This window comes from Variovorax sp. BGA-UO-ETr-C22 (assembly GCF_059567965.1).
The window spans coordinates 764,145-787,151 of the sequence record NZ_JCAQPA010000010.1; the positions used below are offsets into that span (position 1 = coordinate 764,145).

General features: G+C 70.3%; 20 protein-coding genes. 13 read left to right on the forward strand and 7 right to left on the reverse strand.

The annotated features are described in order from the left end of the window. Together AC57B8_RS16965 and AC57B8_RS16970 are read left to right on the forward strand one after the other, a co-directional pair. Complete coding sequence (locus AC57B8_RS16965; protein ID WP_496480186.1) at positions 1-2,325, forward strand: fimbria/pilus outer membrane usher protein; 2,325 nt, start codon at positions 1-3, stop codon at positions 2,323-2,325. After that, complete coding sequence (locus AC57B8_RS16970) at positions 2,292-2,816, forward strand: Csu type fimbrial protein (protein ID WP_496480187.1); 525 nt, start codon at positions 2,292-2,294, stop codon at positions 2,814-2,816. Before AC57B8_RS16965 ends, AC57B8_RS16970 begins: the two co-directional genes overlap by 34 nt. A gap of 4 nt (positions 2,817-2,820) precedes the next feature. Here the strand turns inward: AC57B8_RS16970 and AC57B8_RS16975 are convergent, their stop codons facing one another. The 4 genes from AC57B8_RS16975 to AC57B8_RS16990 form a co-directional block, all read right to left on the reverse strand. After that, positions 2,821-3,798: a nitronate monooxygenase gene (locus AC57B8_RS16975; protein ID WP_492731164.1), complete on the reverse strand. Its 978-nt coding sequence runs from the start codon at positions 3,796-3,798 to the stop codon at positions 2,821-2,823. Positions 3,799-3,849: 51 nt separating this feature from the next. After that, positions 3,850-4,455 (reverse strand): TetR/AcrR family transcriptional regulator, encoded by a 606-nt coding sequence (locus AC57B8_RS16980; protein WP_354342403.1) that lies wholly within the window; start codon positions 4,453-4,455, stop codon positions 3,850-3,852. Positions 4,456-4,582: 127 nt separating this feature from the next. Beyond that, positions 4,583-5,737 (reverse strand): aromatic ring-hydroxylating oxygenase subunit alpha, encoded by a 1,155-nt coding sequence (locus AC57B8_RS16985; RefSeq protein ID WP_496480188.1) that lies wholly within the window; start codon positions 5,735-5,737, stop codon positions 4,583-4,585. Between the two features lie 111 nt (positions 5,738-5,848). Further along, positions 5,849-6,907, reverse strand: a complete 1,059-nt coding sequence (locus AC57B8_RS16990) for a beta-keto acid cleavage family enzyme (protein ID WP_095948779.1) — start codon at positions 6,905-6,907, stop codon at positions 5,849-5,851. 237 nt (positions 6,908-7,144) lie between these two features. Here AC57B8_RS16990 and AC57B8_RS16995 point away from each other — a divergent pair, with 237 nt between their 5' ends. Then, on the forward strand, positions 7,145-8,125 hold the full coding sequence (locus tag AC57B8_RS16995) for a Bug family tripartite tricarboxylate transporter substrate binding protein (protein WP_496480189.1): 981 nt from the start codon (positions 7,145-7,147) through the stop codon (positions 8,123-8,125). A 25-nt stretch (positions 8,126-8,150) separates the two neighbouring features. Next, positions 8,151-9,191 carry an AraC family transcriptional regulator gene (locus AC57B8_RS17000; RefSeq protein ID WP_062477242.1) on the forward strand — a complete coding sequence of 347 codons (1,041 nt, stop codon included), beginning with the start codon at positions 8,151-8,153 and terminating at the stop codon, positions 9,189-9,191. A 91-nt stretch (positions 9,192-9,282) separates the two neighbouring features. Here the strand turns inward: AC57B8_RS17000 and AC57B8_RS17005 are convergent, their stop codons facing one another. From AC57B8_RS17005 to AC57B8_RS17015, 3 genes are read right to left on the reverse strand one after another with little or no spacing between them, the layout of a single operon-like run. Continuing rightward, positions 9,283-10,341, reverse strand: a complete 1,059-nt coding sequence (locus AC57B8_RS17005; protein ID WP_070062068.1) for a beta-keto acid cleavage family enzyme — start codon at positions 10,339-10,341, stop codon at positions 9,283-9,285. 37 nt (positions 10,342-10,378) lie between these two features. Then, on the reverse strand, positions 10,379-11,221 hold the full coding sequence (locus AC57B8_RS17010; protein ID WP_493193170.1) for a TauD/TfdA family dioxygenase: 843 nt from the start codon (positions 11,219-11,221) through the stop codon (positions 10,379-10,381). Positions 11,222-11,252: 31 nt separating this feature from the next. Further along, positions 11,253-12,224 carry a Bug family tripartite tricarboxylate transporter substrate binding protein gene (locus AC57B8_RS17015; protein WP_496480190.1) on the reverse strand — a complete coding sequence of 324 codons (972 nt, stop codon included), beginning with the start codon at positions 12,222-12,224 and terminating at the stop codon, positions 11,253-11,255. Positions 12,225-12,422: 198 nt separating this feature from the next. Between AC57B8_RS17015 and AC57B8_RS17020 the strand changes: the two genes are divergently transcribed. From AC57B8_RS17020 to AC57B8_RS17060, 9 genes are all read left to right on the forward strand, one after another. Further along, positions 12,423-13,394 (forward strand): quinone oxidoreductase family protein, encoded by a 972-nt coding sequence (locus AC57B8_RS17020; RefSeq protein WP_496480191.1) that lies wholly within the window; start codon positions 12,423-12,425, stop codon positions 13,392-13,394. 23 nt (positions 13,395-13,417) lie between these two features. Next, positions 13,418-14,449, forward strand: a complete 1,032-nt coding sequence (locus AC57B8_RS17025) for an AraC family transcriptional regulator (RefSeq protein ID WP_496480192.1) — start codon at positions 13,418-13,420, stop codon at positions 14,447-14,449. Positions 14,450-14,495: 46 nt separating this feature from the next. Next, the gene (locus AC57B8_RS17030) at positions 14,496-17,192 is read left to right on the forward strand and encodes a helix-turn-helix transcriptional regulator (protein WP_496480193.1); all 2,697 of its coding nucleotides are present in this window, start codon (positions 14,496-14,498) and stop codon (positions 17,190-17,192) included. A 165-nt stretch (positions 17,193-17,357) separates the two neighbouring features. Further along, a complete protein-coding gene (locus AC57B8_RS17035) occupies positions 17,358-18,266 on the forward strand; it encodes a TauD/TfdA dioxygenase family protein (RefSeq protein WP_496480194.1) in 909 nt (302 codons plus the stop codon). A 55-nt stretch (positions 18,267-18,321) separates the two neighbouring features. Next, entirely contained in the window at positions 18,322-19,380 is a 1,059-nt protein-coding gene (locus AC57B8_RS17040) for a beta-keto acid cleavage family enzyme (RefSeq protein WP_095948786.1), read from the forward strand. Positions 19,381-19,422: 42 nt separating this feature from the next. Then, positions 19,423-20,406 carry a tripartite tricarboxylate transporter substrate binding protein gene (locus AC57B8_RS17045; protein WP_056573291.1) on the forward strand — a complete coding sequence of 328 codons (984 nt, stop codon included), beginning with the start codon at positions 19,423-19,425 and terminating at the stop codon, positions 20,404-20,406. A 14-nt stretch (positions 20,407-20,420) separates the two neighbouring features. Beyond that, positions 20,421-20,978, forward strand: a complete 558-nt coding sequence (locus tag AC57B8_RS17050) for an RBBP9/YdeN family alpha/beta hydrolase (protein ID WP_496480195.1) — start codon at positions 20,421-20,423, stop codon at positions 20,976-20,978. Between the two features lie 38 nt (positions 20,979-21,016). Next, positions 21,017-21,988: a quinone oxidoreductase family protein gene (locus AC57B8_RS17055; protein WP_496480196.1), complete on the forward strand. Its 972-nt coding sequence runs from the start codon at positions 21,017-21,019 to the stop codon at positions 21,986-21,988. A gap of 7 nt (positions 21,989-21,995) precedes the next feature. Further along, positions 21,996-23,006 carry a YeiH family protein gene (locus AC57B8_RS17060; RefSeq protein WP_447746808.1) on the forward strand — a complete coding sequence of 337 codons (1,011 nt, stop codon included), beginning with the start codon at positions 21,996-21,998 and terminating at the stop codon, positions 23,004-23,006. Position 23,007: the final 1 nt, after the last annotated feature.

The following is a 23,007-nucleotide window of genomic DNA, read 5'->3' on the forward strand; positions in this document are numbered from 1 at the left end:
TTGTGGGTCTGCTGCGGCTGGCTGGGCCTGCGCGTGGCCTGCGCACAGACGTCACCCGCTGACATGGCGGGCGAGGTGCAGCCCGCGATCCTCGATGTGCGCATCAACGGCCTGAGCCAGCCCGCGCCAAGGCCGCTCTTGCGGCGCGGCGCGCAGCTGCTGGCGTCGGCGCCCGACTTCGCGGCCTGGCGCCTGGTGCGGCCCGCCACCGCGGCGTTGCAGCGCGCCGGCACCGACTACTACGACCTGCGCGCGCTGCCGGGCGCGCAGCTGCAGCTCGACGAAGGCGCGCAAAGCGTGGACCTGAGCGTGCCCGCCGAGGCGTTCACGCTGGGCACCGCGCAGGCGTACACCGGCGACCGCCCGCCGCTGTCGGCGTCGGCCTTCGGGGCCTTTCTCAACTACGACCTGGCCTTGCAGCACGACCGCGAGGGCACGCGCGCCTCGGGCTACTTCGATGCGGCGGCCTCGGGCGACTGGGGCCTGGTGGGCACGAGCCTCGTCGCCGGCCAGTCCGCGTTCGGCGGACGCGGCACGACGCGGCTGGACAGCTACTTTCGCCGCGACGACCCCGCGCGGCTCACGCGCCTCACGGTGGGCGACACGATCACGCAGGCCGCCGCGTGGTCCACGCCCTTTCGCTTCGGCGGCGTGCAGTTCGGCACCCGCTTCGGCTTGCAGCCCGGCTTCATCAGCTACCCGATGCCAACCCTGCGCGGCGGTGCGGCCGTGCCGTCGGCGGTGGAGGTGTATGTGAACGACACGCTGCGCTATCAACGCCGTGTCGATGCCGGCCCCTTCGCGCTCAGCGACGTGCCCGTGCTCACCGGCGCGGGCGAGATGCGCTTCGCCGTCACCGACGCGCTCGGCGTGCAGCGCACCGTGACCACGCCCTACTACGTGAGCTCGAACCTGCTGCGCGCCGGGCTGTCCGACTACTCGCTCGAAGCCGGCTGGACGCGGCTGCGCTACGGCGAGCGCAGCTTCGACTACGGCCCGCCCTTCGTCGCCGGCACCTGGCGCCACGGCGTGAACGACGGCGTGACCGTCGAGGCGCGCGGCGAGGCCAGTGCGCGCAGCCAGACCGCGGGCGCCGGCGTGACCTGGGTCTGGGGCACGCTCGGCGAACTGTCGCTGCACGGCGCCGCCAGCCGCAGCAAGGACGGCGACAGCGGCCGCCTCTGGCGCGCCGCCTACACGCGCACCAGCGACGAATGGAACTTCTCGGTGAGCCGCCAGGTGGCCAGCCGCGGCTTCACGCAGATCGCCTGGCACGACAGCCCCGTGCACACCGACGCGCAGACCCAACTCTTCGCAGGCCGCTCGCTGGGCCGCTACGGCACGCTGGGCGCGAGCCACACGCGGCTGCACTACAACACCGGCGAGCACATCGGCGTGACCACCGCCAGCTGGTCGATCGGCCTGGGCGGCAACGCCTGGCTCGGCACCTCGGTGGCCCATACGCGCCAGGACGGCAAGCGTTCCATCACCTCGGTGAACCTGAGCCTCAGCTTCACGCTCGGCGAACGCCAGCACGCCACGCTCTCGGTGCAGCATCAGAAGCCGGGCGGCCACTCGGCCGTGGCCGAGTGGGTGCAGCAGCCGCCCAACGACACCGGCTGGGGCTACCGGCTGCGCGCCGCCGACGGCGAGAACGCGCGCAGCGAGGCTGCGGTCGATTGGCGCGGTCGCTACGGCATGCTGACGGCCGAAGCCGCGCGCGCCCAGGGCCAGACCGCGGTGCGCCTGCGCGCCAGCGGCGCCGTGGGTTTCGCGGGCGGCGTGGGCTTTGCCACGCGCCAGTCGGACGACGCCTTCGCGCTCGTGACCGTGCCCGGCGCCGCCGGCGTGAAGGTCTACCGCGAGAACCAGCCCTGGACCACCACCGACAGCGAAGGCCGCGCCGTCGTCTCGGGCCTGCGCGCCTACGAGCCCAACCACATCAGCATCGACAACGGCGACCTGCCGATCGAGGCGCAGGTGCGCAGCGACGTGCTACGTGTGGTGCCGCGCTACAAGGGCGTGGCGCAGGCCAGCTTCGACATCGCGCGCGACACGGTGGCGAACGTCACGGTGCTGCTGCCCGACGGCAGCCCGCTGCCTCCGGGCATCGACGTGATGCGGCCGGCGCGCGGCACCTCGCTGCTGTCGGGCTTTCGTGGCCTCGTGTCGGTCGACGACCCGCAGCCGAACGAGCGCTTCGAGGCGCGATGGAAGCGCGGCCATTGCCGCTTCACGCTGGGCGAACCCGACCGCGCCGCCGGCGCACTGCCCTCGATGGGACCTTACCGATGCGAACCCGTGCCGTCACCGTCCCCGCGCTGACGGCCGCGCTGGCGCTGGCGGGGCTGCTGGCCCCGGGCGCGTCGCTGGCCGCGTGCTCGGGCGTGGGCGTGTTCAGCTGCAGCGCCACCGTCAGCGCGACAGCGCTGGCCTTCGGCAACTACGACCCGGCCGTCGCGACGCCCAAGGACAACACCTCGACCGTGACCGTCGCCGGCACGGTCACGGGCCTGGGCATCCTGGTGACGCTGTCGTTCACGATCAGCCTCGACGCGGGCTCGGCCGGCAACATCACCAGCCGGCAGATGGTGGGCCCGGTCGGTGCCACGCCGCTGGGCTACAACCTCTACACCACCAACGCGCGCAGCACCGTCTGGGGCCTCAACAGCGTCAGCGACAGCTACAGCGCGCTGGCGACCCTCGGTGGCGTCACCACGCTGCGCCCCCACACCGTCTACGGCCGCATTCCGCCCGGCCAGTACGTGGCGCCGGGCCCCTACAGCAGCACGATCACCGTGACGGTGACCTACTGAAAGCTCAACCCCTCAGCATGCCCGCCAGGCGCTTGGCGATGAGCTCGTCGGCCTGCGCCATGATGCGGTCGATGAGCTCCGCGCAGCTGGGCACGTCGTGGATCAGGCCGGCCACCATGCCGCAGCTCCAGGCGCCGGCGTCCATGTGGCCCTCGGTCATCACCTTCGGGTAGATGCCGGCGACCTGGTCCATGATGTCGTCGATCTTCAGCGTGTCGCCCTTGGCGCGCTCGATCTCCATGAGGCGCTCCACGCCCGCGTTGTTGATCACGCGCTCGGTGTTGCGCAGCGACCGCATGATCAGGCGCGTGTCGAGTTCGGAGGCGTTGACGATGGCCTGCTTCACGTTGGCGTGCACCGGCGCTTCCTTGGTGGCGATGAAGCGCGTGCCCATGTTCATGCCCTCGGCGCCCAGCGCGAGCGCGGCCACGAGGCTGCGGCCGTCGGCCATGCCGCCCGAGGCGACGAACGGGATCTTCAGTTCTTCGGCCGCGCGCGGCAGCAGGATCATGTTGGGCACGTCGTCCTCGCCGGGGTGGCCGCCGCACTCGAAGCCGTCGACGCTCACGGCGTCGCAGCCGATGCGCTCGGCCTTGAGCGCGTGGCGCACCGAGGTGCACTTGTGGATCACCTTGATGCCCGCGGCCTTCAGCGCCGGCATGTAGGCCTCGGGGCTGCGGCCCGCGGTTTCCACGGCCTTGATGCCGCCCTCGACGATGGCCGCGATGTACTCGGGGTACGGCGGCGAGGCGAAGGTCGGCAGGAAGGTGAGGTTCACGCCGAAGGGCTTGTCGGTCATCTCGTGGCAGCGCGCGATCTCGCGCGCCAGCAGCTCGGGCGTCTTCTGCGTGAGGCCCGTGATGATCCCCAGGCCGCCGGCGTTGGAGACGGCCGCGGCCAGCTCGGCGAAGCCGACATAGTGCATGCCGCCCTGGATGATGGGGTGGCGGATGCCGAAGAGTTCGGTGATGCGGGTTTTCAAGGGAACGTCCTTTGGTCGGGGTTGCTGGGAAGGAAAGAGAGAAAGAAAAAATCAGGGCGGCGAGATGACGCGCAGCACGTCGCGCGCCATTGCCTTCATCCAGGCCGTGTCGCTCTTCAGCGCAGGCTCTGCGAAGGTCTTCGCGAAAGTGGGCCGCGCCATCTTGGCGTAGTTCAGCGTGCCGAAGATGAGCGTGAGCACCACCACGGCCGACAGGTCGTCGCGCACGAGGCCAGCCGCCTGCGCCGCGGCCACCAGGCCCAGGCTGGCTTGCAGAAAGCCTTCGAGCGGCCGGGTCTGCGCATGCTGGATGCGCTCGGCGTTGTCGAGCAGTTCGCGCGTGACAAGCTTGAAGCCCGTGGGCCGCGCGTGCATCCACTCGACCTGCAGCGCGACGAAGGCCTGCAGCCGCGCAGGCAGGTCGGGGGCCGCCTCGACGCGCTTGCAGATGCGTGCGGTCAGGTCCTCGGCCTGCTTCTCGAGCACGGCGCGGTACAGCACCTCCTTGCTCGGGAAGTGATGCAGCAGCCCCGGGTTGCCGACCTCGCAATCGCGCGCGATGGCCGACAGCGACGCGCCCTGGAAGCCGTGGTCGGCAAAGTGCTGCTCGGCGCGCGCGAGGATCGTTTCTTTACGGGAAAGGGCAAGGGTGGCCATCGGGCGGTTCTGGAAGGCGTCACGCTTGGCGCATGCCGCGAAGACGCGACCGGCGATCAGACGCGACGCGCGCCATTCTTTCTTGTGTCTTGGGGTCTGGTTGTTGCACGCGCGACACCCTCGCGCGTCAGCGTGCGGCCGGCATGGCCGCCACCTGCTGCGCGAGCTGCGCATGGAAGCGCGGTGCGCTGTATTCGAAGGTGCCGAAGCTGAGCGCGTCGTTCGCGCCCGACGCCAGCCCGGCCTGGATCGACTCGGCCAGTGCGTAGTCTTCCGCGAGCGTGCGCCGGTACAGCGCCACGTTCGCGTCCCAGTGCGCGGTCGCCTTCTCCGAGGCCGGTGCCTCGGGGATCAGCGTGAGCTCGTGCACGCGCGTGCGCGTGGCGCCCAGCGGCTCCAGCATGCTGAGTTGCGCGTGGTCGGGCTGTACCAGGATGGTCGTGTTGGGAAAGAAGAAGTAGGTCAGGTTGCCGTAGCGACGCGGATCGAAACCGGCCGCATCGGGCTGGTGCTCCTGGAACTTCGACTTGAGCAGGTACAGGCGCCGGTTCAGGTCGAACTCGTCGATGACCTGCAGGTTGTGCAGGAACATGTGGGCGATGGTCTCGCGGTGCGCCACCTTGAAGTGGTAGGCCTCGAAGGAACCGTCGACCAGCAGCTTCCAGTTGGCTTCGACCTCGTACGTGCGCGGCGCATAGGCCACGGGCGCGTGCAGCCCGGCCAGCGACTCGAGGTTGTCCATGAGTGCGCCCAGGTGCGCGCCGGGGTCGCTGTCCGCCCGCGACGGATCGCACACGACCCAGACCACGCCCGCGCGCTCGACGGTGGCCAGCCGGCGCAGGCCCGACTCTTCCTGCTTCAGGCAGGGAAAACCGAAGGACTCGGGCACGCCGCGCAAGGCGCCGTCGGGCTTGTAGGTCCATGCGTGGTACGGGCAGACGAAGGCGCGCGCCTCGCTGCCGCTGCCCTCGGGCACCACGCGCGCGCCGCGGTGGCGGCACACGTTGAGAAACGCCTGCACCTGCCCGTTCTCCTGGCGCACCAGCAGCAGCGGCACGCCGGTGTGCGTGAGCGACAGCCACGCGCCCGGCGAGGCAAGCGACGCGCTGGCGGCCACCGGCTGCGGATGCCGCTGCAGCAGCCGCCGCTCGTCGCGTGCGATGGCTTCGTCGGTGTACTGGCCGACCGGCACGCGGTCGCCCTCCCCTTGCGCGTCGGCGCGCCCGGCCTGCAGGGCCGTGGTCGCTCGGCGATGGAGTTCGGCTGCGAAGTTCTCGCTCATCGGGGGCTTTCTGTGCGATGCGATGCAGCCCGGTGAGCTGCGCGATCGGCCCAGTCTACCGACTGACCAGTCGGTACGTCAACCGCCCCCCGAGAAGCGGTGGAAGCGGTATCAGGCCGGCTTGCGCAGGAAGCCCTGCTGCGCCCCATTGCGGTTGGGCGCGAAGCCGTTGGCCTGCAGCGTCTCTTCGGTGGTCTCGTAGAACACGCCGATCTGCATGATCTCGCGCGCCTGCTGCGCGGTGGCGATGGGGCGGCCGAACTCGGTCGCGATGCGCACGAGCTGCTTGATCTGCTCGACCGAGCTCATCTTGCCGGTGCGGGTCTGGTTCCACAGCACGTCCTCGATGCCGCAGCGCACGTGCAGGCCCAGGGCGATGCCGATCATGTTCACGGGCAGCACGTTGAGCACCGAGCTCTCGACCGTGACCACCGCACCGTCGGGTGCGGCGCGCAAAAAGTTGGCCAGGTTGTAGATGTTCGCCTGGTCCATGCCGCCGCTGATGGCCACCCAGTTCATCACCAGCGGGCCCTTGTAGACGCCGCGGCGGATCATGCGTTCGATGGTCTCGAAGCTGTTGATGTTGTAGCACTGGAACTCGCTCTGGATGCCCGCGGCCGTGAGGCGGCGGATGTGTTCTTCCACCCAGCTGGGGTTCGAGGGCACGATCATGTCCCGGTACGTCGAATACAGCCGCGGGTCGCCGCGCGACAGGCCCTTGAAGTCGTCCAGCCCCGCGTGCTCGGTCACGTTCATCTGCGTGGTGTTGACGGTCACCGTCACCTGGTCGGGCCTGGGCGTGAGCTCGGCCAGCATGTGGCGCGTGTCGTCGCTGAGCCACTTGGCGGCGGCGCCGTCGTCCTCGGGCGCGAAGCTGATGGAGCCGCCCACCTGGATGATCATCTCGGGCACACGGGCGCGCACGCCGGCGATCAGCTCGTTGAACATCGACAGCCGCTTGCTGCCCTTGCCGTTGGCCTCGCGCACATGCAGGTGCAGCACGGTGGCGCCGGCTTCGTAGCAGTCGACCGCCTTCTGGATCTGCTCTTCCATCGTGACCGGAATGTCTTCCGGAAAGTCGGCGGGAATCCAGCCCGGCGCATAGGGCGCGGCCGTGATGATCAGGGGCTGCTGGTTCTCGGGATACAGGTGGCCGTCGAGGAAGTTCATGGGGTTGTCTCCGGTGAAAGGGTTGCGCTTGCAGCCAAAGTTTCTGGCGCGCCTGCGAAAACTTCTTGCTCATCGGGGGCGCGGTTTTGTCTTTTTGGGGCATTGGAACGGCGCGTGCAAAGACAGGTGTCGCTGTCGCGATCCGGTAAGTGGCCGACGCGTGGCGCCAAGCATTCAGCAGAGGTGGCGCCACAGAATCCGCACGCCCTTCTTGTCTCTTCCACCTGAGGACGAACCATGTGTGTGCATCTGCTGCGAGCCTCCCTCCTCTTCCTGGCCGCGCTGTGCTGCGGCACGGCCTCGGCCCAGGCCTGGCCCGACAAGCCCATCCGGCTGATCGTTCCCGCGCCGCCGGGCGGCATCTCCGACGCGGCGGCGCGGCTGCTCGCCGAACAGCTGCGCACGAACCTTGGCCAGACCGTGCTGGTGGACAACAAGCCGGGCGGCTCCGCCGTCATCGCCGAGCGCGCGCTGATGGCCGCGCCGGCCGACGGCTACACGCTGATGGTCGGACCATCGAGCGTGCTGTCCGACATTCCGCTCACGGTGAAGACGCCCTTCGACCCGCTCAAGACCTTCACCTACGTCGGCGAGGTGACGGGCATGTTCCATGTGCTGGTGGCCAATGCCGGCTTCCCGCCGAACACGGTGAACGACCTGCTGGCGCATGCCAAGGCGCACCCGCGCTCGGTCAGCGTGGCCAACCTGAGCACGGGCACGCGCTCCAACCTGCTGGGCGAGATGCTGCGCGCGCGCAGCGGCAACGACATCCTCGTGGTGCCGTACAAGGGCTCGGCGCCGGCGCTGGTCGACCTCATGGGCAACCAGGTGCAGCTGACCTTCGAAGTGGTGAGCAACGTCACTTCGCTGATCCGCAGCGGCAAGCTCAAGGCGCTGGCCGTGGCCTCATCGAAGCGCTCGCGCTTCCTGCCCGACGTGCCCACCTTCGGCGAGCTGGGCCTGCCCGACTTCGTGATGCCCGACGCGAGCGTGGGCGTGTTCGTGCTCAGCAGCATGCCGCCGGCGCTGCAGGAGAAAATCCGCGCCGAGGTGGCCCGGGCCGTGCAGGCGCCGAAGTTCCGCGAGGCGCTGCTCGCGCAGAATTACGATCCGCCCCGCGAGGCGACGCTGGTGCAGCTGCGCCAGACGCTGGACGCCACGACCGCCCACAATCGGGCCATCATCGAGAAACTGCAACTCAAGATCAGCCCCGAGTGAACACGGGGCCCTTCCCACAACCACCATGAAGCACCTCGGTCGACTGATGCGCAGCGCGAGCCTCAGCGGCTACGTGGAGCTGGTGCAGTCGCTCGGCCGCGACCCGCATGCCTTCATGCGCACCGTGGGGCTGAAGGCGCAGCTGCTCGAGCACCCCGAGACGCTGATCCCCGGCGATGCGGTGCGCGAGCTGCTCGAGATCACCGCGCGCGCCACGCGCACCGAAGATTTCGCGCTGCGGCTGGCGGCGCAGCGCAAGCTGTCGGCGCTGGGCCCCATCAGCGTCGTGCTCAAGGAAGAGCCCACGCCGCGCGACGCGCTCGACACGCTGGGCCGCTACCTGAAGCTGGTGAACGCCTCGCTGAGCTTTCGCCTCGAGGACACCGGCGACATGGTCATCATCCAGGAAGACCTGCTGCCCAGCCCCGGGCTGCCGATGCGCCAGTCGATGGAGCTGGCCGTGGGCATCATGTTCCGCATCCTCGGCGAGCTCATCGATCCGCAGTGGCGCCCGCAGCAGGTGTGCTTCACGCACCGCCCGCCGGCGGACATGGCGGCGCACCGCGCCTTCTTCGGGCGCAACGTCAAGTTCAACCAGGATTTCAACGGCCTCGTGTGCCTGGCGGCCGACCTGCGCAAGCCGCGCGAATCGGGCGACCAGGGCGTGGCGCGTTTCGCGCGTGAGTACCTGGAAGCCGCGCTGAAAGACCGCGGCGAGAGCACGCGCGAAGCCTGCCGCGAACTCATCCTGGCGCTGATGCCCGGCGGCGGCTGCACGGCGCAGGAAGTGGCGCGGCACCTGCGCGTGGACCGCCGCACGCTGCACCGCCGGCTCGAGGCCGAAGGCCTCACCTTCAGCCGCCTGCTCGACGACGTGCGCTCCGACCTCGTGAAACGCCACCTGCGCGACAGCGACCTGCCGCTGAGCGAGGTGGCCGAGCTGCTGGGGTTTTCGGGGCCCAGCAGCTTCAGCCACTGGTTCCGCCACCACTTCGGCTGCAGCGCCTCGCAGTGGAGCAAGCAGACGGCCGGCGCGGTGGCTCAGGGCGCGGTGCGCGCGTTCTGAACCAGGTCTTCGTGGCGCAGGGCATGCGCGATGCCCTCCAGCAGGCGCCAGGCGGCGTGCGTGAAACGCCTCGTCATCGCCATCGTCCTTCTCAGGCCGCCTTGCGCAGGAAGCCCTGGTTGCCTCCGTTGCGGTTCGGCGCGAAGCCGTTGGCCGCGAGCGACTCTTCGGCCGTCTCGTAGAACACGCCGATCTTCGAGATCTCGCGCGCCTGCTGCGCCGTGGCGATGGGGCGGCCGAACTGGCGCGAGATGGCGACCAGCTGCTCGATCTGCGCCACGGTGCCGATCTTGGCGGTGCGCGTCTGGTTCCACAGCACGTCCTCGGTGCCGCAGCGCACATGCAGGCCCATCGCGATGCCCATCATGTTCACGGGCAGCACGTTGCGCACCGAGCTTTCCACCGTGAGCACGGCGCCGTCGGGCACGGCGCGCACGAAGTTGGCCAGGTTGTAGATGTTCGGCGCGTCCATGCCGCCGCTGATCGCCACCCAGTTCATCACCAGCGGGCCCTTGTAGACGCCGCGGCGCATGAGCCGTTCGACCGACTCGAAGCTGTTGATGTTGTAGCACTGGAAGGCGCTCTGGATGCCCGCCTTCGTGAGGCGGCGGATGTGCTCCTCGACCCAGCCCGGCTGCGCCGGCACCGTCATCTCCTTGTAGGCCTCGAAGATGGCCGGGATCTCGCGCGAGGTGCCCTTGAAGTCGGCCAGCTCGGCGTGCTCGGTGACGTTCATCTGCGAGGTGTTGACCGTCACCGTCACCTGGTCGGGCGTGGGCTCGAGTTCGGCCAGCATGTGGCGCGTGTCGTCGCTCAGCCACTTGGCCGCGGCGCCTTCGCTCTCGGGCGCGAAGCTGATCGAGCCGCCGACCTGGATGATCATTTCGGGCACGCGCGCACGCACGCCGGCGATCAGCTCGTTGAACTTGGACAGCCGCTTGCTGCCCTTGCCGTCGAGCTCGCGCACATGCAGGTGCAGCACCGTGGCGCCGGCGTTGTAGCAATCGACCGCCTTCTGGATCTGCTCTTCCATCGTGACCGGGATCTCGCCCGGGAAGTCGGAAGGAAGCCAGCCCGGTGCATAGGGCGCGGCGGTGATGATCAGCGGCTGCTGGTTTTCGGGAAAGAGGTGGCCGTCGAGGAAGTTCATGGCGTGCGTCTGTCAGGTGGCGATGCGGGGGCGGTGTTCAGTACGGCACGTCGCCGACGATGCCGGCGCGTTCCATCTTTCGTGGCGCGGGCCAGTAGTCGTTCAGCGCGTAGTGCTGCGTGCTGCGGTTGTCCCAGACGACCACGTCGCCCGGCTGCCACGACCAGCGCACCTGGTACTCGGGAATGGTGGCGCGGCTGAGCAGGTAGTTCAGCAGCAGCGCCGCGCCCGGCGTCTTGTCGATGCCGTGGCGCACGTTCTCGGGGGTGCTGTAGTTCACGAAGTGGGTGGTGAAGCTGCCCACGTAGAGCACCTTCTCGCCGGTCTCGGGGTGCGTGCGCACCACGGGGTGCTCCACGGGCGGATGGTCCTGGCCCAGCTTGAGGCGGGCTTCCATCGGCATCACGGCGCCGAAGGAATGCTCGATGCTGGCCTTGGCGCGCAGCTTGCCGATCTTCTGCTTGATCTCGTCGGGCAGCTCGTCGTGCGCCTGCACCATGTTCACCCAGATGGTGTCGCCGCCGACCTCGGGGCATTCGATGCAGCGCAGCACCGCGCCCATCGCGGGGCTCTGGCGCCACAGGCCGTCGCAGTGGTAGGTGTTCTCGTAGCTGTGCTTGTTGTCGCTGCGGTAGATGCGCACGAGGCCCGGGTGCTCGGGGTCGCTGCCGACCACGGGGTGGTCTTCCAGTTCGCCGAAGCAGCGTGCGAAGGCGACGTGCTCGGCGCGCTCGATGTCCTGGCCGCGGAAGAAAAGCACCTTGTGCTTGAGCAGCGCGGCGCGGATCGACGCAAAGCACTCGGGGTCGCGCGAGGCCTCGCCCAGGTGGACGTCCGAGATTTCGGCGCCGATGGACGGCGTGATAGGTCTGATCTTCATGAGAGGTCTCCGATGGAATGACGGGTGCCGCTCAGTTCGCCTGGATGCGGTACTTCTTGACGATGGCGGCGTTGCGCTCGGACAGCGCGCGGGTCTCGGCGATGAGCGCGGGCGTGTCGACGCTGAGCTCGGGCTCCAGGCCCACGTCGAGCAGCTTCTGCTGCACGGCGGGCGCCTGGCCGGCCTTCTCGATCGCGGCATGGAGCCTGGCCATCACGTCGGCCGGCAGCTTGGCCGAACCGATGAAGCCGACCCAGCCGCGGAACTGCAGGTCGGGGTAGCCCAGCTCGGTGGTGGTGGGCAGCTCGGGCAGGAAGCGCGAGCGGGTCTTGCCGGTGAAGGCATAGGGACGCAGCTTGCCGGCCTTGATGAGCGGCATCGAGGTGAGCATGCCGTCGAACATCAGGTCGACCTGGCCGCCCAGCAGGTCCTGCAGCGCGGGCGGCGAGCCGGGGTAGCCGATGTGCTGCAGGTCGAGCCCGGCGCGGTCGCTGAGGATCAGGCCCGCGTACTGCGACACGGTGCCGGGGCTGTAGCTGGCGAAGCTGGCCTTGCCCTTGCGCGTCTTCAGCTCGGCGACGAGGCCCTGGAAGTCCTTGGCCGGGAAGTTCGCGGCCGTGACGAGCACCACGCCCGAGCGCGCCACCGAGCCGATGGGCACCACGTCCTTCAGCGGATCGAAGGGCATCTTCACGACCTGCGGCGTCTCGGCCAGCACGTTGCTCGCGGCCATCACGATGGTGTTGCCGTCGGCCGGCGCCTGCAGCATGGCCTGCAGGCCGATGGAGCCGCCCGCGCCGGGGCGGTTCTCGACGATCACGGGGCGGCCGATGTCCAGCGCCATCTGCTGCCCGACGACGCGGGCCACGATGTCCATCGTGCCGCCCGGCGGCGCGGGAACGATGAGCTTGACGGGCTTGTCGCCCAGCGCCCAGGCCCCGAGGGCCATCGAGCATCCGACCAGCGCCACGGCGGCGGCGCGTGCAAATTGCAGCAGTTTCATGGGGGTGTCTCCGGTTGTTGTCTTGCAGGCCTCGGTGGGCCGATGCCGCCAGTATCCGGCGCACCCCGCCCGCATTTCTTGCTTTATTGGGGCATCGATTTGCCAATTTGGGACATCGCCAAGACCACGCTTCCCGCCGCCGCCACGCGCCGCAAGAATCCGTTCCATCCAGCCCCCACATACCCCAGGAGACGCACCATGAACCAGGCCATCCGCTTCCACGAGACCGGCAGCGCCGACCTGCTCAAGCTCGAACACGTCGAGGTCGGCGAGCCCGGCCCGGGCCAGGCGCGCGTGCGCCACAGCCTCATCGCGGTCAACTTCATCGACATCTATTTCCGCACGGGGCGCTATCCGCTCGCACTGCCCAACGGCCTCGGTTCCGATGCCGTGGGTGTGGTCGAGGCCGTGGGGCCGGGCGTGACCGACATCCGTGTGGGCGATCGCGTGGGCTACCTCATCGGACCGCAGGGTGCGTATTCGCAGGTGCGCGTGATGCCCGCTGATGTGCTCATTCCGCTGCCCGACGGCATCTCGGACCGCACCGCCGCCACGTTGATGATGAAGGGCATGACGGCGCAGTACCTGTTCCGCCAGGTCTATCCACTGAAGGGCGGCGAGACGATCCTGTACCACGCAGCGGCCGGCGGCGTCGGTCTCATCGCCTGCCAGTGGGCGCGTGCGATGGGCGTCACGATGATCGGCACCGTGAGCACCGACGAGAAAGCCGCCGTCGCCAAGGCCAACGGCTGCACGCACACCATCGTGACCTCGCGCGAGAACATCGCCCAGCGCGTGCGCGAGATCACCGAAGGCAAGGGCGTGCCGGTCGTGTACGACTCGGTGGGCAAGGACACGCTGGAAGCCTCGCTCGATTGCCTGCAACCACGCGGCACGCTGGTGAGCAACGGCACGTCTTCCGGCGCCGTGGTCCTCGACACCAAGCTGCTGGCGGCGAAGGGCTCGATCTGGCTCACGCGGCCCGCGATGGTTCATTACATCCACCCGCGCCCGCACATGCTGTCGATGGCCGACGAACTCTTCGGCCACGTGCTGGCCGGTCGCATCGTGAGCGAGCCCCAGCAGAGCTTCGCACTGGCCGATGCCGCCGAGGCGCACCGCGCCCTCGAAGGCCGCAAGACCACCGGCGCCACCGTGCTCGTGCCCTGAGAACTGCGACGTGCGGACTTGCGATGCCCTCCCTGGTCCGCGCGGCAAGCCTCACCCACTACCGCGAGATCGCCCGTGCCAGCGGCCTGGACCCGGCGCGCATGCTCCTGGACGCCGGCCTGAATCCCCGCGTGCTGGACGAGCCCGACCTGATGATCCCGGTCGACCGCGTCGCCGCGCTGCTGCAGGCCTCGGCCGAGCGCTCGGGCAACGAAGCCTTCGGGCTGTGCATGGCCGAGGGGCGGCGGCTGTCGAACCTCGGGGCCGTCGGCCTGCTGGTGCGCGAGCAGCCGACGCTGCGCGATTCGCTCGACGTGCTGATGCGCTACCAGCCGCTGCTCAACGGCTCGCTGTCGCTGATGGTCGAGGCCTTCGGCCAGGTGGTGGTCATCCGCGAGGAAGTGCAGCCCGGCAAGGCGCACCGCGCCACGCGCCAGCGCATCGAACTGGCGCTGGGCGTGATGCTGCGCCTGCTGCGCCAGTTTCTCGGCGCCGACTGGCAGCCCCGGCGCGTGTGCCTGGCGCACCCCGCGCCGCGCGACCTGCGCACGCACCATCGCGTGCTGGGCGCGGCCGTCGCGTTCGACCAGGACTTCCACGGCATCGTCTGCGCGCGCGACGACCTGGACGCGCCCAACCCCTCGGCCGACCCGGCCATGGCGCGCTATGCGCGGCAGCTGCTCGACGCGGCAGCGCCGGCGCCCGGCGACGCGCTGCCGGGCGACGTGCGGCGCGCGGTGCTGCTGCTCCTGCCCAGCGGGCGCTGCAGCATCGCGCAGGTGTCGGCGCACGTGGGCGTGGAATGCCGCACGATCCAGCGCCGGCTCGCGGACGACGGGCAGAGCTTCTCGGCCATCGTCAACGACGTGCGCAAGGAACTCGCCGTGCGCCACGTGCTGGAGGGCGACCGCCCGCTGGCCGAGGTCGCGGGCCTGCTCGGCTTCTGCGCGCCCAGCGGGCTGTCGCGCTGGTTCCATGCGCAGTACGGCTGCAGCGCGAAGGCCAGCCGCGCGCGGCGGGGGGCGCCGCGCCGCGCTTCGGCCTCGCGCGATTGACGTGGAGAATCGGGCCCGTTCTTCCCTCCACGAGCACGAACGAGCCTTGGCCACTTTCCCGCCCCCCGATGCGAGCGGCGCCCCGCGCGACCTGCTGCTCAAGGTGACGCCGCCCCGTGTCCCGCGTCACCTCGTCTCGCGCGCGCGGCTCCTGTCGAGCGCCGACGCGCTGCGCGACCACGCCGTGTGCGTGGTGCAGGCGCCCTCGGGCTTCGGCAAGACCTCGCTGCTGGCGCAATGGCGGCTGGAGTACCTGGGCCTGGGCGTGCCGGTCGGCTGGGTCTCGGCGCAGAGCCAGGACGACCCGGGCCGGCTGGTGCAGAGCCTGGCGCTGGCGCTGCGCGTCGCCATGGGCCGCCCCGCGTTCGGGCGCAGCCTGTTCCAGGACGACCGGCCCGGCACGCTCGGCAGCGTCACCGCGCTGCTGGCCGAGCTGGCGCAGGCGGCCTTGAACGTGGTGCTGGTCATCGACGAGGCCGACCGCCTGCCGCCGGCCTCGCGCGAGGCGCTGGCCTACCTGCTGCGCAACGCGCCGCCCAACGTGCGCACGCTCATTGCCACGCGCCCCGACGGCCGGCTCGACATCGAGGATCTCGTGGCCTACGGGCAGTGCGTGGAGATCGGCCCGGCGCTGCTGAAGTTCAGCCTCGACGAGACGCTGCAACTGGTGCAGGCACGCTTCGGCGCGCGCGTCGACCGCAACACCGCCGCCCGGCTGCACGAGCTGACCGAAGGCTGGCCGCTGGGCCTGCAGCTGGCCACGACCATCATCGCGCGCGGGGCCGACGCGCACGCCGCGCACACGGTGCTGGGCGACATGACGGCCGCCGCCGGCGAGCTGCAGGGCGAGCTGGTGCGGCTGCTGCTGGTGAACCTCGACCCCGACGACCGCGACTTCCTGGCCCGCATCGCCGTGCTCGACCTGCTGCATCCCGAGCTGTGCCGCGCCGTCTCCGGCGTCGACGATGCCGCGGCGCGGCTGGCGCGGTTGAGCAACGACACGCCGGTGTTCGCCGCCGCCGAAGGGGGCGAGTGGCTGCGCATGCATGCGCTGGCGCGCGACGTGCTGCGCCAGCGCTTCGCCGCGCTCGACGCCGCCGAGCAGGTGGCGGCGCATGCGCGCGCGGCGCAGTGGCTGGCCGCGCACGAGCTGCTCGACGAGGCCGCCCACCACGCGCTGAGCGCGGGCCAGCACCAGACCGCCTACGAGCTCGCGGAGCGCAGCCTGTACGAATCGCTCATGCGGCGCGGCCGGCAGGCCACGGTGCTCGAATGGATGGCGCAGATGCCGGCCGACGAACTCGACCGCCGCCCGCGCCTGCTGCTGGCCGCGGCATGGACGCTCGCATCGAGCGAGCGGCACGAAGAAGCCGGCCGCTTCGTGGCGCGCATCCTGGCGCAGCCCGATGTGAGCGATGCGCTGCGCTGCGAATGCGCGCTGATCCTCGGCGGCGCCGCCGTGTTCGCGGACGACCCCGACCGCTTCGTCGAACTGCACGCGCCCTGGACCGAGGCCGTGCCGCTGACCGACCCGCTGCTGCTGCAGTCGCATGCCAACCGCATGGCCTACCGCGCGCTGCTCGAGGGCGAGCCCGCGCTGGCGCGCCTGCGCCAGCAGCAGGCCCTGCGCGGGCACCCGGGCCACGGCGTCGACTACATCCGGCGCTGGAGCGAGCTGGTCATCGGCCTGAGCTACGCGTGGGAAGGCCAGGTGCTGCTGGCCGAGCAGCTGCTGCGGCCCGCCGTGGCCGGCGCCGAGGCCGAGATGGGCCGGCGCCACCGCTTCAGCTGCAACCTGGCCGCGCTGCTCGCGTCGGTGGCCTGGGAGCGCGACCTGCCGGGCGACGCCGCCACGCTGCTGGCCGACCGCCTCGACGTGCTGGAGCACAGCGGCCTGCCCGAATCGCTGCTGCAGGCCTACCGCACGGCGGCGCGCATCGCGGCGGCCGAGGGCGCCGAGCACCGCGCGCTGGAACTGCTGGACGCGCTGGACGCGGCCGGCGCCGCGCGGCGCCTGCCGCGGCTGCGCATCGCCAGCCTGGCCGAGCAGGTGCGCCTGCATGCGCAGCGCCACCGCGCCCAGACCTGCCGCGAACTGTGCGAGCGCATCGACGCGCAGCTGGCCGACCCCACGCTGCCGCAGGGCCCGCTGTGGCGGCGCAGCGTGGAAGCGCTGCGCGACGTGGCGCGCGCCCACGCGGCCATTGCCGCGCGCGACTGGCCCGACGCCCTCGCGAAGCTGGCGCGTGCCGACGAACAGGCGCGCCAGCGCAAGCAGGGCGGCCTGCACATCGAGCTGCTGGGGCTGCGCGCGCTGGCGCTGGAGCGCTGCGGCCAGCCGGCGCAGGCGCTGCTGCGCGAGGCCATGGACCTGGCGCGCGCCTACGGGCTGCAGCGCGTGTTCTCCGACGCGCACCCCGAGCTGGGCGCCTGGGTCGGCACGCTCGCGGCCGAGGGCGCGCAGGCCGAGATCGCGGTGGCGCCGCTCGCGCCCGCCGTGCCGCCTGCGCCCGCGTCTGCGGCACCCGCATCGCCCGGCACCGTGCTCACGCCCAAGGAGGGCGAGGTGCTGGTGCTGCTGGCGCGCAACCTGTCGAACAAGGAAATCGGGCGCGCCATGCAGGTGGGCGAAACCACCGTCAAGTGGCACGTGAAGAACCTGTTCGCCAAGCTCGACGCCGGTACCCGCACGCAGGTGGTGCAGCGCGCGCGCATCCTAGGGCTGCTCGCCGCCGGGCACTGAGGGCTCGCCGCCGGGCACCGAGGGTTTCTCCCTCCCCTCCAGGGCCGCCTCCCCCTCCTGCGAGGAGGGGGCGCGCGCAGGGGCCCCGACCTATTCTTGCTTCCAGCACGGTCACCGCCGCAAAGACACAGAGGCACTCCCCGACCGGCACAGGAGACAAGACACATGGGTTCCACGATCCAGCCAGGCCTCTCGAACGGGGCCCCCGCCGTGCACACGCGCGGCCTCCAGGTCCACCCCGTGACCTGCGCCATCGGCGCCGAGCTGCGCCACGTGTCGCTGGCCGACGCCTCGCGCGACGCCGGCCTGGCGGCCGAGATCCGCGCGCTGCTGGTGCAGCACAAGGTGCTGTTCTTCCGCCAGCAGGAGCTCACGCGCGCCGAGCACGTCGCCTTCGCCCGCCACTTCGGCGAGCTGGAAGACCACCCCGTGGTCGGCAGCGACCCCGAGCACCCGGGCCTGGTGCGCATCTACAAGAACCCCGACACGCCGGTCGACCGCTACGAGAACAGCTGGCACACCGACGCCACCTGGCGCGAGAAGCCGCCCTTCGGCTGCGTGCTGCGCTGCGTCGAATGCCCGCCGGTGGGCGGCGACACCATGTGGGCCAACATGGCGCTGGCCTTCGAGAAGCTGCCCGCGCACATCCAGCAGCAGATCGCGGGGCTGCGCGCGCGCCACAGCATCGAGGCCACCTTCGGCGCCGCGATGCCGATCGAGAAGCGCCTGGCGCTGAAGGCCCAGTTTCCCGACGCCGAGCACCCGGTGGTGCGCACGCACCCCGACACGGGCGAGAAGATCCTGTTCGTCAACGGCTTCACGACCCACTTCACCAACTTCCACACGCCGGCCAACGTGCGCTACGGGCAGGACTACCAGCCCGGCGCCGCCCTGCTGCTGGCCTACCTCGTGAGCCAGGTGCAGATCCCCGAGTACCAGGTGCGCTGGCGCTGGCAGCCGGGCGACGTGGCCATGTGGGACAACCGCTCGACCCAGCACTACGCGGTCATGGACTACCCGCCCTGCCATCGAAAGATGGAACGCGCCGGCATCGTCGGCGACGCGGTCTTCTGAGCGGGCACGTCCTGCGCCCTCTCCCTTCCTTCTTCCTTTCTCCCGAGGTCCTGCCATGAACTTTCTCGACGGCCATCTGTTCCCCGAAAACCAGCAGCCGCTGGTCATCACCGCCGCGCCCTACGCACCGTCGTGGGTGCCCGCCGACTTTCCGGAAGACATTCCCGTCACCATGGCGCAGCAGATCCAGAAGGCGGTCGACTGCTACAACGCCGGCGCCACGGTGCTGCACCTGCACGTGCGCGAGCTCGACGGCAAGGGCAGCAAGCGGCTGTCGAAGTTCAATGAACTGATCGCCGGCGTGCGCAAGGCCGTGCCCGAAATGATCATCCAGGTGGGCGGCTCGATCAGCTTCGCACCCGAGAGCGAAGGCGCCGCCGCCAAGTGGCTCAGCGACGACACGCGCCACATGCTGGCCGAGCTGGAGCCCACGCCCGACCAGGTGACGGTGACCATCAACACCTCGCAGATGAACGTGGTCGAGCACTGGGACGACGCCGACACCCGGGGCACCTCGATGGAAGACCCCGAGGTCTACCGCGCCTACAAGGAAATGACCGTGCCCGCGCAACCGGGCTGGGCCGAAGAGCACATCCGCCGCCTCACCAAGGCCGGCATCCAGAGCGCCTTCCAGTGCTACAACATCAACAGCTTCGACTCGGTCGAGCGGCTGATGCGCCGCGGCGTCTACAAGGGCCCGCTGGTCATGAACTGGGTGGCCATCGGCGGCGGCATGGACGTGCCCAACATCTACAGCCTGGCCAACTTCGTGCGCGCCGTGCCCGACGGCGCGGTGCTCACGGTGGAAAGCTCCATGCGCAACGTGCTGCCCGTGAACATGATGGGCATTGCCATGGGCCTGCACGTGCGCTGCGGCATCGAGGACAACCTCTGGAACCAGTCGCGCTCCGCCAAGATGGGCACGGTGGCGCAGGTCGAGCAGCTGGTGGCCATCTCGCGCCAGTTCGGGCGCCCCATCGCCACCGCCAAGCAGGCGCGCGAGATTTCCAAGATCGGCGTGTTCTACGACACCGTCGAGGAATCGCTGGCGGCCAACGGCTTCGCGCCGAACCGCAACGGCGCGCAGCAGGGCTTCCTGCGCAAGGCGGCCTGAGCACCCCACACCCCCGGCACCAGAACACCTGGAGACATCGCGATGAAAAAAACCCACAACATCCTTCGCCGCCTGAAGCCCTGGGCAGCCGCCCTGGCCGCCGCGCCCCTGCTCGCCCATGCCTGGACCACCAAGCCGGTGCGGATCGTGGTGCCGGCGCCCGCGGGCGGCACCATGGACGTCGTGGCCCGCGTGTTGTCCGATGCGATTTCGGCCGAGATCGGGCAGCCGGTGATCGTCGACAACAAGCCGGGCGCCGGTGGCGCCATCGGGGTGCAGGCGCTCAACAGCGCGCCGCCCGACGGGCAGACCATCATGTTCATGGTCAGCAACATCCTGACCGAGATTCCCCTGGTGATGAAGACCAGCTTCGACCCGGTCAAGGACGTGAAGCCGGTGACCATGGTGGCGCGCTCGGCGATGGTGCTGGTGAGCGCGCCGTCGGTGCCGGCCAACGACCTGAAAGGCCTCATCGCCTACCTGAAGACCGGCAAGGGCAGCCCGGGCAGCTACGCCTCGTACTCCGCGGGCACCAGCTCGCACTACGCCGGCGCCATCTTTGCCCGCAAGGCGGGGCTGGACCTGCAGCACGTGCCGTTCCCGGGCTCGCCGCCGGCGCTGCAGAACCTGATGGGCAGCCAGGTCGACATCCTGTTCGACGGCATCGTCACGTCGCTGCCGCTGATCAAGGCCGGCAAGGTGAAGGTCTTCGGGGTCGGGGCCAAGACCCGGCTGGCGCAGCTGCCGGAGGTGCCCACGATGGCCGAGCAGGGCTTCGACGAGATCGACTTCTCGAACTGGGCCGGCGCCATCGTGTCGGCAAAGATGCCCGACGACCTCGTGAAGCGGATCAATGCGGTCCTCACGAAGGCCGCCTCCTCGCCGAAGGTGCGGGAACGGCTCATCGCGCAGAACTTCGTGCCGATGACCAGCGAGAGCCCCGAGCAGCTCGCGAAGATCACGCATGACGAGTACGAGCGCAACGCGCGGATCGTCAAGACCTACAACATCCAGCTCAACCAGTGAGGGTGCAGGCCGACATGACTGCTCCCACCGTCCTCATCGTTCCCGGCCTGCGCGACGCCGTCGCCAGCCACTGGCAGACCCTGCTCGCCGCACGCCTGCCGCGCGTGCGCGCGGTGCCGCCCATGGGCCGCGACGACCTCGACTGCGCCGCGCGCGTGGCGGCCATCGAGCGCGAGGCGCAGGCGGTCGAGGGGCCGCTGGTCGTCGTGGCGCACAGCGGCGGCGTGGTGATGCTGGCGCACTGGGCGCAGCGCACGCGCCGGCCGGTGCGCGGCGCGCTGCTGGCCACGCCACCCGACTTCGAGCGGCCGATGCCCGAGGGCTACCCCACCGTCGAGGCCCTGCGCGCCGGCGGCTGGCTGCCGGTGCCGACCGGGCCGCTGCCGTTTCCGAGCATCGTGGCGGCGAGCCGCAACGACCCGCTGGCGCCCTTCGATCGCGTGGTGCAGATGGCGCAGGGCTGGGGCAGCCGCCTGGTCGACCTCGGCGAGGTCGGCCACCTCAACCCCGCCTCGGGCTACGGCGAATGGCCGGGCGCGCAGGCCCTCATCGACGAACTCTCGGCGGGCTGAACCCTTTCTGCCCGCCCTTCACACCGAAAGAAATTCCCATGGTCCAAGCCATCCGCTTCCACGAGACCGGCAGCGCCGACGTGCTCAAGCTCGAACACATCGAGGTCGGAGAGCCCGGCCCCGGCCAGGCGCGCGTGCGCCACAGCCTCATCGCGGTCAACTTCATCGACATCTATTTCCGCACCGGGCGCTATCCGCTCGCGTTGCCCAACGGCCTCGGTTCCGACGCCGTGGGCGTGGTCGAGGCCGTGGGGCCGGGCGTGACCGACATCCGTGTGGGCGATCGCGTGGGCTACCTCATCGGGCCGCAGGGTGCGTACTCGCAGGTGCGCGTGATGCCCGCCGATGTGCTCATTCCGCTGCCCGATGGCATCTCGGACCGCACCGCTGCCACATTGATGATGAAGGGCATGACGGCGCAGTACCTGTTCCGCCAGGTCTATCCGCTCCAGGTTGGCGAGACGATCCTGTACCACGCAGCCGCCGGGGGCGTGGGCCTCATCGCCTGCCAGTGGGCGCGCGCGATGGGCGTCACCATGATCGGCACCGTCAGCACCGACGAGAAGGCTGCTGTCGCCAAAGCCAACGGCTGCACGCACACCATCGTGACCTCGCGCGAGAACATCGCACAGCGCGTGCGCGAGATCACCGAGGGGAAAGGCGTGCCCGTCGTGTACGACTCGGTGGGCAAGGACACGCTCGAGGCTTCGCTCGATTGCCTGCAGCCGCGCGGCACGCTCGTGAGCAACGGCACGTCGTCGGGCGCCGTGGTCGTCGATTCGCAGGTGCTGGCCGCCAAGGGCTCGATCTGGCTCACGCGGCCCGCGATGGTTCACTACATCCACCCGCGCCCGCACATGCTGTCGATGGCCGACGAGTTGTTCGGCCACGTGCTGGCCGGCCGCATCGTGAGCGAACCCCAGCAGAGCTTTGCACTGGCCGACGCCGCCGAGGCACACCGCGCCCTCGAAGGTCGCAAGACCACCGGCGCCACCGTGCTCGTCCCCTGAGGTTTTCATGACCGCCTTGTCTGTCGCCGCATGGCCGGCGCGCGGCCGCCTGCTCTTTCCGGGCGTGCTCGCCTGCGCGGTGGTCGCCGCAGCGTCCACCTTTTTGTCGCAGCACTACGGTGCGCCGGTGATGCTGTTCGCGCTCATCCTCGGCATGGCGATGAACTTCCTTTCGGCCGAGGGCCCGTGCAAGCCCGGCATCGAGTTCACCGCGCGCCATGTGCTGCGCTGGGGCGTGGCGCTGCTCGGGTTGCGCATCACGGCCGCGCAGGTGGTGGCGCTGGGCTGGCACCCGGTGCTGCTGGTGGCGGTGTCGCTGGTGCTGACCATCGGCGTGTCGATGGTCGTGGCGCGGCTGATGGGCTTCAACGTGCTGTTCGGCCTGCTCAGCGGCGGCGCCACCGCGATCTGCGGCGCCTCGGCCGCGCTGGCGCTGGCCGCGGCGCTGCCGCCGCATCCGCTGAAGGAACGCGCCACGCTGTTCACGGTGGTGGGCGTGTCGGCGCTGTCGACGCTCACGATGATCGCCTACCCCCTGATCGCGCGCGCCCTGGGCATGGACGCGCACACGGCCGGCGTGTTCCTGGGCGCCACCATCCACGACGTGGCGCAGGTGGTGGGCGCGGGCTACGGCATGTCGCAGGCCACGGGCGACACGGCCACGCTGGTCAAGCTGATGCGCGTGGCGGCGCTGCTGCCGGTGATCCTGTTCGCCGTGATGTTCACGCGCGCCACCGGCAAGGCCGTGGGCGGCCAGCGCCCGCCGCTGCTGCCGTGGTTCGCGGTGGCCTTCGCCGCGCTGGTGGCGCTCAACAGCACGGGCTGGCTGCCGCCCCCGCTCGCCACCGCGGGCAGCGACCTGTCGCGCTGGTTCCTGGTGGCGGCGATGGCCGGCATCGGCATGAAGACGCAACTGCGCGAGCTGGTCGACGTGGGCCTCAAGCCGGTGGTGCTGATGGTCGGCGAGACCGTCTTCATCGCCGCGCTGGTGCTCGCGCTGCTGCGCTGGGCGCCCTGAC

Coding starts and splice junctions, on each gene's coding strand:
- AC57B8_RS17040 (WP_095948786.1), top strand. CDS start 18,322: ATGAACTTTCTCGACGGCCATCTGTTCCCCGAAAACCAGCAGCCGCTG.
- AC57B8_RS17035 (WP_496480194.1), top strand. CDS start 17,358: ATGGGTTCCACGATCCAGCCAGGCCTCTCGAACGGGGCCCCCGCCGTG.
- AC57B8_RS17010 (WP_493193170.1), bottom strand. CDS start 11,221: ATGAAGATCAGACCTATCACGCCGTCCATCGGCGCCGAAATCTCGGAC.
- AC57B8_RS17025 (WP_496480192.1), top strand. CDS start 13,418: ATGCCCTCCCTGGTCCGCGCGGCAAGCCTCACCCACTACCGCGAGATC.
- AC57B8_RS17000 (WP_062477242.1), top strand. CDS start 8,151: ATGAAGCACCTCGGTCGACTGATGCGCAGCGCGAGCCTCAGCGGCTAC.
- AC57B8_RS16990 (WP_095948779.1), bottom strand. CDS start 6,907: ATGAACTTCCTCGACGGCCACCTGTATCCCGAGAACCAGCAGCCCCTG.
- AC57B8_RS16980 (WP_354342403.1), bottom strand. CDS start 4,455: ATGGCCACCCTTGCCCTTTCCCGTAAAGAAACGATCCTCGCGCGCGCC.
- AC57B8_RS16970 (WP_496480187.1), top strand. CDS start 2,292: ATGCGAACCCGTGCCGTCACCGTCCCCGCGCTGACGGCCGCGCTGGCG.
- AC57B8_RS17050 (WP_496480195.1), top strand. CDS start 20,421: ATGACTGCTCCCACCGTCCTCATCGTTCCCGGCCTGCGCGACGCCGTC.
- AC57B8_RS17005 (WP_070062068.1), bottom strand. CDS start 10,341: ATGAACTTCCTCGACGGCCACCTCTTTCCCGAAAACCAGCAGCCGCTG.
- AC57B8_RS17015 (WP_496480190.1), bottom strand. CDS start 12,224: ATGAAACTGCTGCAATTTGCACGCGCCGCCGCCGTGGCGCTGGTCGGA.
- AC57B8_RS17020 (WP_496480191.1), top strand. CDS start 12,423: ATGAACCAGGCCATCCGCTTCCACGAGACCGGCAGCGCCGACCTGCTC.
- AC57B8_RS17045 (WP_056573291.1), top strand. CDS start 19,423: ATGAAAAAAACCCACAACATCCTTCGCCGCCTGAAGCCCTGGGCAGCC.
- AC57B8_RS16995 (WP_496480189.1), top strand. CDS start 7,145: ATGTGTGTGCATCTGCTGCGAGCCTCCCTCCTCTTCCTGGCCGCGCTG.
- AC57B8_RS16985 (WP_496480188.1), bottom strand. CDS start 5,737: ATGAGCGAGAACTTCGCAGCCGAACTCCATCGCCGAGCGACCACGGCC.
- AC57B8_RS17060 (WP_447746808.1), top strand. CDS start 21,996: ATGACCGCCTTGTCTGTCGCCGCATGGCCGGCGCGCGGCCGCCTGCTC.
- AC57B8_RS17055 (WP_496480196.1), top strand. CDS start 21,017: ATGGTCCAAGCCATCCGCTTCCACGAGACCGGCAGCGCCGACGTGCTC.